Annotated in this window: 8 protein-coding genes; 2 read left to right on the plus strand and 6 right to left on the minus strand. The window is 35.4% G+C overall.

Annotated elements, in window-relative coordinates; all coding sequences use genetic code 11:
• Window positions 1-27 precede the first annotated feature (27 nt).
• Entirely contained in the window at window positions 28-1458 is a 1431-nt protein-coding gene (locus tag Q0L65_RS09990; protein ID WP_296685886.1) for a peptidylprolyl isomerase, read from the minus strand.
• A gap of 271 nt (window positions 1459-1729) precedes the next feature.
• Window positions 1730-2323, minus strand: a complete 594-nt coding sequence (locus Q0L65_RS09995) for a hypothetical protein (RefSeq protein WP_296685889.1) — start codon at window positions 2321-2323, stop codon at window positions 1730-1732.
• A 336-nt stretch (window positions 2324-2659) separates the two neighbouring features.
• Between Q0L65_RS09995 and Q0L65_RS10000 the strand changes: the two genes are divergently transcribed.
• On the plus strand, window positions 2660-4249 hold the full coding sequence (locus Q0L65_RS10000; RefSeq protein ID WP_296685891.1) for a peptide chain release factor 3: 1590 nt from the start codon (window positions 2660-2662) through the stop codon (window positions 4247-4249).
• Here the strand turns inward: Q0L65_RS10000 and Q0L65_RS10005 are convergent, their stop codons facing one another.
• Window positions 4250-5410: a histidine decarboxylase gene (locus Q0L65_RS10005; protein WP_296685894.1), complete on the minus strand. Its 1161-nt coding sequence runs from the start codon at window positions 5408-5410 to the stop codon at window positions 4250-4252.
• 147 nt (window positions 5411-5557) lie between these two features.
• Between Q0L65_RS10005 and Q0L65_RS10010 the strand changes: the two genes are divergently transcribed.
• Window positions 5558-6013 carry an Lrp/AsnC family transcriptional regulator gene (locus tag Q0L65_RS10010; RefSeq protein WP_296685897.1) on the plus strand — a complete coding sequence of 152 codons (456 nt, stop codon included), beginning with the start codon at window positions 5558-5560 and terminating at the stop codon, window positions 6011-6013.
• Between the two features lie 34 nt (window positions 6014-6047).
• Here the strand turns inward: Q0L65_RS10010 and Q0L65_RS10015 are convergent, their stop codons facing one another.
• From Q0L65_RS10015 to rpoB, 3 genes are all read right to left on the minus strand, one after another.
• A complete protein-coding gene (locus Q0L65_RS10015; RefSeq protein ID WP_296685900.1) occupies window positions 6048-6350 on the minus strand; it encodes a DUF3467 domain-containing protein in 303 nt (100 codons plus the stop codon).
• A 62-nt stretch (window positions 6351-6412) separates the two neighbouring features.
• A complete protein-coding gene (gene rpoC / locus Q0L65_RS10020) occupies window positions 6413-10720 on the minus strand; it encodes a DNA-directed RNA polymerase subunit beta' (protein WP_296685902.1) in 4308 nt (1435 codons plus the stop codon).
• A 275-nt stretch (window positions 10721-10995) separates the two neighbouring features.
• Window positions 10996-13052, minus strand: a 2057-nt coding sequence (gene rpoB / locus Q0L65_RS10025; protein ID WP_296685905.1) for a DNA-directed RNA polymerase subunit beta, incomplete at its 5' end; no start/stop codon positions are given.

Consider the following 13052-nt stretch of genomic DNA (forward strand, 5'->3'; position numbering starts at 1 on the left):
AACTCTTTTTTAATTTATTTTAAAAATTTATTTTTTCAACCAGTTGTTGGTAAAAACACAATCTCTGTATTCACCCACAATTTTAATATAAGTGTCTTTAATTTTTTCGTCAAACCATTTGGCAATCGCCTTGATTTGCTTTTCTTTCAAAGCCAAATCCTTGATTTTAGTATAATCTTTTGCATAATCAGCGGTATGCTCATTGATTCTGTTGGTTACTGTAACCAATTTGTATTGTTTTTTTCCTTCTTGAGGTTCTTCGGCAAAAGCAGATGAAACTTCATTTTCTTTCAAATTAGACACTTGCGCGTATAAACTTGGATCCATTTTAGTCAATTCAAAACGAGTATCTTGCGTTTTAGGATTGATTAAAGTTCCTCCATTGGTTCTTGTTTCTTTTTCGTCAGATAAAGTTCTTGCAGCTTCTGCAAATGTGATTTCCTTATCTATAATTCGTTTACGAATCAAATTGATTTTTTCTTTTGCTTCTTGCAACGATTCCTCAGTTACTTTAGGAGCCAATAAAATATGACGCAATTCTACCTCTTGCCCTTTTATCTTTTCTACATAAATAATGTGATAGCCAAAATCTGTTTCAAATGGCGCTGAGATTTCTCCTTCAGCCAAACTGAATGCCACATCCTTAAATTCTTTTACGAAAGGGGTTTTACGATTCATTTTGTAATACCCACCACTCGCTCTTGATCCTGGATCTTGTGAATACAGCACCGCTTTGGTAGCAAAACTAGAGCCTTCTTGAATTTCTTTTTTGAAACCATTCAAACGATCAATTACTTTTTGCTTGTCCGCATCTGAGATTTTAGGTTTTACCACAATTTGGGCTACTTCCATTTCGGCACCAAAAACAGGCAATTCGTCTTTTGGAATTTTCTTAAAGAAGTTACGCACTTCCTCAGGTGTAATTTGTACATCGTCTACAATTTTCTTTTGCATTTCGGATGTTAACTTATTTTCTTTTAAAATATCAAAGAAATAGGTTCTGAATTCTTCTTCGTTGTTTTTTTTATAGTACTCTACTATCTTATCCATAGAGCCTAATTGTTCAGTCATATAGTCCAAACGCTCATCCATCATTGCTTTCACTTCAGTGTCTGTAACCTTAACACTATCTTGTACGGCTTGGTGCGCATACAATTTGTCTTCCATTAGTTTGCCTAACATCTGACATCTTGAAATATCTTTTACAGAACCCCCTTGACTTGAAATCTCCAAATAAGCTTTGTCAATATCCGAATCCAAAATAATATAATCACCAACGGTAGCGATAACACCATCTACTTTCATTTTTTTAGACGAGTTTGTTTTTGGCGCTTCTTTTGTTGGTTGCTCTTTAATCACCTCTTGGGCAGTTAAAGTCACTACAGAAAAAAGAACCAAGAAAACAGAAAGCGCTTTCTTATTTACAAAAGAGGTAATCGATGGTAATTGAAATATCATTGTTTAATTTTTATTTTTTAGTACTTCTAAAACCCAATACTATTAGGATTTTAGTCATTGCAACTTGACATTCTCTCAAGTTAAACGCACTTCTATTACTAACTACAGAAGCCGAAATGTATTATTGCCAACAAAAATAACAATTCAATTAGAGAATACAAGTGAACTGAGTACTATTAACAAAAAATTATTAAGGATAAGACTGAATTATTAAAGAATAAAATACATACTTATAAAATAATTGAACCTTATGATATTATATATTAACCTGTTATTTTGGCAGAATCGTTGTTGCAGATAAAAAATCAAGTTTTTTGAACTTGCTTTTTACTAAACTATCAAATTGCGTTTTATCATCTGTAAAAGAAACAAGACCTTTATCAAAATGCCAAGTTCCAAGATAATTTAATGAATTTTTTGTTATTTCGAATGTAAATTGTTCTAATTCATTTTGATTTATTTGTCCTGATTTTATTTTAAGATCAAGATTATCAGTCATATCAATATTTTTAAAAATTGGTTCAGTAAAAAATTTACCCCCGTACCATGTACTTTTTGTCCACCAATAATTTAGTATTGCATATTTACCAGGTCTAATAAAATATATAAATATATTTTCTTTAGCCGATTTATAGGTAGGTTTAACCCTAAATGTAAAAACTTCTTTAGTCTCTAGATTTATTATTCGAATATCTTGCGGAAATCCACCGCTACTAAATCCAAGTCGCTGGATAAAATTTCCATATATAATTGCTTCATCGGAGGATATTGTATCTCCACTCTTGGCCTCGTTAAGCGTTATAAAATTTTGTCCCTGTGCAAAGATTGTCAATAAAAAGAAAAATGTAATTAAAAGATATTTCATTGTGTATAATTGTTTTTTAACGCTTTAAACTCGTCTATATACCTAAAAAAACTAATAGAGCAGTGATTAGATATTATATTTTATAAATTATAGATATTGCCACAACTCAAAAATATAAAAAATGTTGTACAAATTACCAAAAGCCTTTAAATATCAAAACAAGTAGGAATAACCCTAATCTGGTATTTAGCCCCCCTCGACTTCGTGAAAAATAGCATTCTTTTAAAGCTTCCAGCCTTTAAAAGGCTGGAAGCTTTAAATACGTATCCCAGAAAAACTTTTGGAATTAGTTATTTAGTGAAGTAAATAGTATTTTTGCACTCCATTATAGCAATTATGAGTTTTTTAGAAGAAATACAACGCAGGAGAACATTTGGAATTATTTCGCATCCCGATGCAGGGAAGACCACGCTAACCGAGAAATTACTTCTTTTTGGAGGGGCGATTCAGGAAGCGGGTGCCGTGAAAAACAACAAGATTAAGAAGGGCGCTACGTCTGACTTTATGGAAATTGAGCGCCAAAGAGGGATTTCGGTTTCGACTTCGGTTTTGGCATTCAATTACAAAGAGAAAAAAATCAATATTCTTGACACACCTGGTCACAAGGATTTTGCCGAGGATACGTTTCGAACTTTAACCGCCGTGGATAGCGTAATTGTAGTGATTGACGTTGCCAAAGGGGTCGAGGAACAAACTGAAAAATTAGTTTCGGTCTGTAGAATGCGAAACATTCCGATTATTGTTTTCATCAATAAATTAGACCGCGAAGGAAAAGATGCTTTTGACTTGATGGACGAAGTGGAGCAAAAATTGGGCTTGACGGTTACGCCTTTGAGTTTTCCAATTGGAATGGGGTATGATTTCCAAGGTATTTATAATTTATGGGAGCAAAACATCAACCTGTTTAGCGGAGATAGCCGTAAAAATATTGAAGAAACGATTGCTTTTTCGGACGTACAAAGTCCTGAATTAGAAAAAATAATTGGTCAAAAACCCGCAGATAAATTGCGTGAAGAATTGGAATTGATTGACGAAGTCTATCCTAAATTTGACCGACAAGACTATTTGGACGGAAAATTACAACCCGTGTTTTTTGGTTCGGCTTTGAATAATTTTGGGGTACGCGAATTGTTGGATTGCTTTGTAGCCATTGCGCCTTCGCCTCGACCTAAAGATTCAGAAACGCGTTTGGTTGATCCAAAAGAAGAAAAAATGTCAGGCTTTGTGTTCAAAATTCACGCGAATATGGATCCAAAACACCGCGACCGTTTGGCGTTTATCAAAATTGTTTCGGGAACTTTTGAACGCAACAAACCGTATTTCCACGTGCGTCAAAAAAAGAATTTAAAATTCTCGAGTCCCAATGCCTTTTTTGCTGAGAAAAAAGAAATTGTAGATATTTCGTATCCGGGTGATATTGTAGGATTGCACGATACGGGGAACTTCAAAATTGGCGATACGTTGACCGAAGGCGAAGTGATGAGCTTTAAAGGAATTCCGAGTTTCTCTCCAGAGCATTTCCGTTATATCAATAATGCCGACCCATTAAAAGCAAAACAACTAGACAAAGGGGTAGATCAATTGATGGACGAAGGGGTAGCGCAGTTGTTTACCCTAGAAATGAACAACCGTAAAATTATTGGAACTGTTGGAGCGCTTCAATACGAAGTAATTCAATACCGATTGGAACACGAATACGGTGCTAAATGTACCTATGAAAACTTCCCTGTCCATAAGGCGTGTTGGGTAAAACCCGATGATGCTAAAAGTGAAGAATTCAAAGAATTCAAACGCATTAAACAAAAGTTTTTGGCACACGACAAATACGGACAATTGGTTTTCTTAGCCGATTCGGATTTTACGATTCAAATGACGCAAAGCAAATACCCAAATGTGAAATTGTTTTTCACTTCGGAGTTTGAATAATTAGAAACTGAATTCGTATTCGTTTTCAACGACTTCTTTGCAGTTTTGAATGTCTAAAATTAAGTGGTCAATTTGCTCTTTGGTGACATTGGGCATACAAATAATATGAGAAATAGTTTCTTGTGTGGCCAATTGCCATTTGGAAATTATGGAATCGTGTACTTTTGGAAATACTATAGTAATCGCATTGGGATTTCTCCAAGCAGGAATCCCAATTGCATTCAATCGCTTTTCGCAATACGCAGCCACTTCAAGACTGTTTTGGAATCGTTGTCTCAACCCTTCCACTCCCATTCTTTTCAAAGCATACCACAAAAACAACGGACTGTGACCGTTTCTTGAACCGGTAATCGTGGTATCAAATGAACCGATATACGAAACTCCTTTGGCAATTCTATCGCGATTTGATTTTTTAGTAATAATTACCCCAGAAGGAATTGGCGAACCAATAAACTTGTGACCGCTAATAGCCACACTATCGGCTCCGTCTTTAAAATCAAAAGGTACTCTAGGTTCTACAAAGGCACCGTAACTTCCTGCAAGGGCGGCATCGCAATGAATGTAACTATCTTGAATGGCTAAACTTTTTAGAATGGATTTTATTCTAGCCACATCGTCCTTGGCTTCTTTCATCGTAGTACCATAATTCGCCAGCACAATAGCTGGTTTATCCCGATTGATTCGCAAAGTGTTTTCTAAATCGGTATAATCAATTTCTCCATTTTCTTGCGAACGAATCACAATACTTGGAATGTTTAACAAATGAATGTTCTTACGAATACTGTAATGCGTCGATTCTGAATAATACACCATTCCTTTAGGATACAGCTCTCTAGCCAAATACAAGCCATACAAATTGCTTTCAGAACCACCATTGGTAACGTAGCCCCAATAATCGTTTGGATCGGCTCTAAACAACTTGGCAAAAAATCCAACTACTTCTCTTTCGAGTTCGTGGGTTTTTACTTTATTAATGGAATTTTCAAAGGGGTCACCCACATTATTAATTGGGTATTTCAAAAACGGCATGATCTCCGAAAAATCAAAATCTTTTGATACTGGATACCCAATAGAATTCTCGTTAGAAAGGTCGATTAATTGTTCTAAATCTAGTATTCGTTGTTTGTCTGTATCGGTAAGAAAGGCTGAATGTAATTCCATTGTTTTTTTTGTAAATGTATATTTATTTTCAAAATTTTCTAAATAACAGAAATAATCAATAGTATAATTCTAAAAATAGATATATTAGCAGAATTATTTATTTGAAACCGGAATTACAAATTATCAAAACAATAAAAATATTTTAAAATGGATGCCATTGACAAACGAATTCTGATGGTTTTGCAAAACGATGCCAAAGCCAACATCAAAATGATTGCTGAAAAATCGGGCTTGTCGGTCTCGCCTACCTTTGCTAGAATTAAGAAACTAGAACAATTGGGGTACATCAAAAAATATGTTGCTCTTTTGGACGAAGTAAAAATTGGAAAATCAATTCAGGTCTTTTGCCAAGTCACCTTATCGATTCATTCCAAGGAAGTAATTGACAATTTCAAAAAGCAAATTGCAAAATTGCATGATGTGATGGGGTGTTACCATGTTTCTGGAAACTATGATTTTTTGTTGAAAATTGCCGTAAAAGATATGAATGAATACCAACAATTTGCAGTAGAAAAATTGTCAGTCATTGAAGGAATTTCCAATGTACAAAGCACCTTCGTTTTAGAGGAAATCAAAAACGAAGTAGTCCACAAACTACAATAAAAAAAGAGGCTCCATTTCTGGAGCCTCTTTGGTATTAAGCTTGTCCCGCAGGACCAAAATTCAATGGAATTGGAGCCTGTTCAGTGTCTTTGATTTCGCCATGAGCGACTTCAAAACGATGAATATTTTCTCCAATGGCTTTCAACAATCTCTTTGCATGTTGAGGCGTCAAAACAATTCTCGATTTTACTTTTGCTTTAGGAATGCCTGGCATAATGCTTACAAAATCTAAAACAAACTCAGAAGAAGAATGATTGATAATGGCCAAATTAGAATAAATTCCTTCGGCTGTTTGCTCATCCAACTCAATATTAATTTGGTCTTGTTGCTCTATCATAATAAAAAGAGTAAAAAAATCAAAGTCTGTATTGCTACAGACTTTGAAACTTTATATTTGAATTAATAAATATATTCTTCTTTGTTAGCCATCATTTCGTTGTAGTCTTCTTTAGATCCTACAATCGTGTGATCGTATTCTCTCATACCTGTACCAGCAGGAATTCTGTGACCTACAATAACATTTTCTTTCAACCCTTCTAAGTAATCTACTTTACCTGCTACAGCAGCTTCGTTTAATACTTTAGTAGTCTCTTGGAAAGAGGCTGCTGAAATGAATGATTTCGTTTGAAGAGATGCTCTAGTAATACCTTGAAGTACCGGAGTAGCCGTTGCTGTGATTACATCACGAGCTACAACTAAATTTTTATCCGTACGTTTCAATAATGAATTTTCATCGCGTAGTTGACGAGGCGTAATGATTTGACCTGGTTTCAAGACATCAGAATCTCCTGCATCTTCAACCACTTTCATTCCGTATAACTTGTCATTTTCTAAGATGAAATCTTTGGTATGAATCAATTGATCTTCTAAGAATAACGTATCTCCTGGATCTTGAACTCTTACTTTACGCATCATTTGACGAATCACTACTTCAAAGTGTTTGTCATTGATTTTTACCCCTTGTAAACGGTACACCTCTTGAATTTCGTTCACCAAGTACTGTTGAACAGCAGCTGGACCTTGAATTCTTAAGATATCGTCTGGAGTAATTGCACCATCTGACAAAGGAACACCCGCTCTTACAAAGTCATTTTCTTGAACTAAGATTTGACTTGATAATTTTACTAAGTATTTCTTCACTTCACCAAATTTAGATTCGATGATGATTTCACGATTACCACGTTTGATTTTTCCGAAAGAAACTACACCGTCGATTTCTGAAACTACCGCTGGGTTTGAAGGATTACGAGCTTCTAACAACTCTGTAATTCTTGGTAAACCTCCTGTAATATCTCCTGATTTAGAAGAACGACGAGGAATTTTCACCAATACTTTACCAGCTTTAATTTTCTCACCATCGTCAACCATCAAGTGGGCTCCTACTGGTAAGTTATACGAACGGATTAATTCATTGTCTTTACCGTAAACCAATAAAGTTGGAATTAATTTTTTGTTTCTTGCTTCAGAAATTACTTTTTCTTGGAAACCAGTTTGCTCATCGATTTCAACCATGAACGATTGTCCTTGCTCTAAATCTTCATAAGCAATTTTACCAGTAAACTCAGAAACAATAACTCCATTATATGGATCCCATTTACAGATTACTTCTCCTTTTGCAACTGACTGACCGTCTTTTACAAAAATACTAGAACCGTAAGGGATGTTATTTGTACTTAATAAAATACCTGTTTTTTCATCGATTAATTTCAATTCAGTAGAACGAGAAACAACGATATCCACTGCGTTTCCTTCGCTATCTTCTCCTTTAACTGTTTTTAAATCTTCGATTTCTAATTTTCCTGGGAAACGAGCAACAATGCTTGATTCTTCAGAAATACCTCCTGCAACCCCTCCAACGTGGAACGTACGAAGTGTCAACTGTGTACCAGGCTCTCCAATAGATTGAGCAGCGATAACACCAACTGCCTCACCTCTTTGAGTCATTTTTCCAGTAGCTAAGTTTCTACCGTAACATTTAGCACAAATTCCTTTTAATGCCTCACAAGTTAATGGAGAACGAACTTCTACTTTTTCAATTGGCGAAGCATCGATAGCTTTAACAATTGCTTCAGTAATTTGTTGTCCAGACGCTACTAATACTTCGTTATTTAAAGGATTAACAACATCTTGCAATGCTACACGTCCAAGGATTCTTTCGCCTAAAGATTCTACGATTTCTTCGTTTTTCTTCAAAGCTGAAACTTCAACACCTCTTAATGTACCACAATCTTCGATGTTTACAATAACGTCTTGAGAAACGTCATGTAATCTTCTTGTTAAGTATCCTGCATCCGCAGTTTTAAGAGCCGTATCCGCAAGACCTTTACGAGCACCGTGAGTAGAGATAAAGTACTCAAGGATAGAAAGACCTTCTTTAAAGTTAGACAAAATCGGGTTTTCAATAATTTCACCACCACCAGCAGTCGATTTTTTAGGCTTAGCCATCAAACCACGCATACCAGTTAACTGACGAATTTGTTCTTTAGATCCCCTTGCTCCAGAATCAAGCATCATATACACTGAGTTGAAACCTTGTTGGTCTTCTCTAATGTTTTTCATTGCTGCTTCAGTCAATTGAGCATTGGTTGATGTCCACACGTCAATAACTTGGTTGTAACGTTCGTTATTGGTGATAAGACCCATGTTATAGTTAGCAGAAATACCTTCAACTTGCTCTCTAGCGTCTGCAATTAATTTTGTTTTTTGCTCTGGAATTCTAATATCACCTAATGAGAATGACAAACCACCTTTGAAGGCAAATTTATACCCCATATCTTTCATATTATCTAAGAAAGCGGCTGTTGTAGGTACATCAGTAACACTTAAAATGTGACCGATAATATCTCTTAAGTTTTTCTTAGTTAATACATCATTGATGTATCCAGCAGCTTCAGGAACCACTTCATTAAACAATACACGACCTGCAGTAGTTTGGATTATTTTGTAAACCAACTCTCCATTTTCGTTAAAATCTTTTGCTCTAATTTTCACACGAGCATTCAATTCTAATTGTCCTTCGTTTAATGCAATGTTTACCTCTTCAGCAGAATAGAAAGTCAAATCTTGACCTAAAATTTTATGCTCAGGAGTTGATAAACGTTCTTTGGTCATATAATATAGACCCAAAACCATGTCCTGAGAAGGTACCGTAATAGGCGCTCCATTAGCAGGGTTCAAGATATTGTGAGAAGCTAACATTAATAATTGTGCTTCCAAAATTGCCTCTGGTCCTAATGGCAAGTGAACTGCCATCTGGTCACCATCAAAATCCGCGTTGAAAGCCGTACACACTAAAGGGTGCAATTGGATTGCTTTTCCTTCAATTAATTTTGGCTGGAACGCTTGGATACCTAAACGGTGCAAAGTAGGAGCACGATTCAGTAATACTGGGTGTCCTTTAATTACATTTTCAAGGATATCCCAAACTACAGGCTCTTTTTTATCAATTATTTTTTTAGCTGATTTAACTGTTTTTACAATACCTCTTTCAATCAACTTACGGATTACAAAAGGTTTGTATAATTCAGATGCCATATCTTTTGGGATACCACATTCGAATAATTTCAACTCAGGTCCAACAACAATTACCGAACGAGCAGAATAATCCACACGTTTTCCAAGTAAGTTTTGACGGAAACGTCCTTGCTTACCTTTTAATGAATCAGATAATGATTTTAATGGTCTGTTTGATTCTGTTTTTACTGCAGATGCTTTACGAGTATTATCGAAAAGTGAATCTACAGATTCTTGCAACATACGTTTTTCGTTTCTCAAGATTACTTCAGGAGCTTTAATCTCCATCAATCTTTTCAAACGGTTGTTACGTATAATTACACGACGGTATAAATCATTCAAATCAGAAGTAGCAAAACGACCTCCATCTAGTGGCACAAGCGGACGTAATTCTGGTGGAATAACAGGAACTACTTTCATAATCATCCACTCAGGACGATTCTCACGGTTCAAGTTAGACTCACGGAAAGACTCTACTACTTGTAATCTTTTTAACGCTTCTGTTTTACGTTGTTTAGACGTTTCGTTGTTAGCACTATGGCGTAAACTGTATGATAACTCATCTAAGTCGATACGTGCTAATAAATCCATAATACACTCTGCTCCCATTTTGGCAACAAATTTATTTGGATCAAAATCGTCTAAATATTGATTGTCAGCAGGAAGTGTATCTAAAATATTCAAATACTCTTCTTCTGTCAAGAAATCTAATCTTTGTAATGATTCTCCTTCTGCATTTTTGGCAATACCGGCTTGGATTACTACGTATCTTTCGTAGTAAATGATCATATCTAATTTCTTAGATGGCAATCCAAGGATATATCCAATTTTGTTTGGAAGAGAACGGAAATACCAAATATGAGCAATTGGCACAACAAGGTTGATGTGTCCTACTCTATCTCTACGTACTTTTTTCTCGGTAACTTCTACACCACAACGGTCACAAATAATTCCTTTGTAACGAATTCTTTTGTATTTTCCACAAGCACATTCAAAATCCTTAACAGGACCAAAAATTCTTTCACAGAAAAGACCGTCACGCTCTGGTTTGTGCGTTCTGTAGTTGATTGTTTCAGGCTTTAATACTTCACCTCTTGATTCTTTTAAGATAGATTCAGGAGAAGCAAGTCCTATCGAAATCTTGTCAAACCTTTTAACTTGGTTTTTATCTTTATTATTTCTATTATTCATCATAGTTTTTACTATTGATTTATTTGCAATTAAAAAATTGATTTTAGATTTATGATTTACTTTTATTTTGCAATTGTATTACTCCATAAAGAATAAACCATTCAGCTAATACCTCGAATTACTTCTCTAAACTTCAAACTATTTTTGAAGTGCTAGTTATAAAAACCTAAAGGCTTCAATAAAAAATCGGAACGGTTTACGGGTATAAATCCTTAAAAACTTATTATAAATAAGTATTCAGTTCCAAAAAAAATTGGAACTGAATACAGCATTCTTTTTTATTCTTCTAATCTAATATCTAAACCAAGACCTTTCAACTCATGCATTAATACATTGAATGATTCTGGCAATCCTGGTTCTGGCATAGACTCTCCCTTAACGATTGCTTCGTAAGATTTAGCTCTACCAATAACATCATCAGATTTAACAGTCAAGATTTCTCTAAGTGTACTTGATGCTCCATAAGCCTCAAGAGCCCAAACCTCCATCTCTCCAAAACGTTGACCTCCAAATTGAGCTTTACCTCCAAGTGGTTGTTGTGTAATCAACGAGTATGGTCCGATAGAACGTGCGTGCATTTTATCATCTACCATGTGTCCTAATTTCAACATATAGATAACACCCACTGTTGCAGCTTGGTGGAAACGTTCTCCAGTACCTCCATCATAAAGATGTGTATGTCCAAAACGTGGCACACCTGCTTCATCTGTCAATTCATTGATTTCGTCTAAAGAAGCACCATCAAAAATTGGAGTAGCAAATTTTCTACCCAAGTTCATTCCAGCCCATCCTAAAACAGTTTCATAAATCTGACCAATGTTCATACGAGATGGTACCCCAAGTGGATTCAATACGATATCTACTGGTGTTCCGTCTTCCAAGAAAGGCATATCTTCATGACGAACGATACGAGCAACAATACCTTTGTTACCGTGACGTCCCGCCATTTTATCCCCAACTTTTAACTTACGTTTTTTAGCGATATATACTTTCGCTAATTTCAAGATTCCTGATGGCAATTCATCTCCAACAGTAATGGTGAATTTTTCTCTACGTAAAGCTCCTTGTAAATCGTTCAATTTAATTTTATAGTTATGAATCAAATCATTAACCATTTTATTAGTTGCATCATCAGCAACCCATTGACCTTTACTTAAGTGTGCAAAATCTTCAACAGCGTACAACATTTTTTGAGTGTATTTTTTACCTTTTGGTAAAACTTCTTCACCCAAATCATTCATTACACCTTGAGAGGTTTTTCCGTTTACGATTAAGAATAATTTCTCTACTAATTTATCTTTTAATTCAACAAATTTAGTTTCGAATTCCAATTCAAGCGCTGTTAAAGCATCTTTATCTTGGGTTCTCTTACGTTTATCTTTTACCGCTCTTGCGAATAATTTTTTATCTAAAACTACACCGTGTAAAGAAGGAGACGCTTTTAATGAAGCATCTTTTACATCACCTGCTTTATCCCCGAAGATAGCACGAAGCAATTTCTCTTCTGGAGTAGGATCTGATTCTCCTTTTGGCGTAATTTTTCCGATAAGAATGTCACCAGGTTTAACCTCGGCTCCAATTCTAATCATACCGTTTTCATCCAAATCTTTAGTAGCTTCTTCAGAAACGTTAGGAATATCATTCGTTAACTCTTCATTACCTAATTTAGTATCTCTCACTTCTAATGAATAATCATCAACGTGAATAGAGGTAAAGATATCGTCACGAACTACTTTCTCAGAAATTACAATCGCATCCTCAAAGTTGTACCCTTTCCAAGGCATGAAGGCTACTTTTAGGTTTCTACCTAAAGCTAACTCTCCATTTTGAGTGGCATATCCTTCAGATAAAACTTGACCTGGAACCACTCTATCTCCTTTTCTTACGATAGGTTTCAAGTTAATGCTTGTTCCTTGGTTGGTTTTTCTAAATTTAATTAGGTTGTATGTTTTCTCATCAGTATCAAAACTTACCATACGTTCTTCTTCAGTACGGTCGTATTTAATAGTAATGATATTAGCATCAACGTATTCAACTGTTCCGTGTCCTTCAGCATTAATTAATACTCTAGAATCCGAAGCTACTTGACGCTCTAAACCAGTTCCAACAATTGGAGCTTCTGGACGAATCAATGGTACTGCTTGACGCATCATGTTTGATCCCATCAACGCACGGTTCGCATCATCATGTTCCAAGAAAGGAATCAATGAAGCCGAAATCGATGCAATTTGGTTAGGAGCAACGTCAGTATAATGAACATTAGATGGTTCAATTACAGGGAAATCACCTTCTTGACGTGCAATTACGTTATCAGCAGTAATTTTTCCTGAATTAT

This window comes from Flavobacterium sp. (genome assembly GCF_024642105.1).
Taxonomy (GTDB): domain Bacteria; phylum Bacteroidota; class Bacteroidia; order Flavobacteriales; family Flavobacteriaceae; genus Flavobacterium.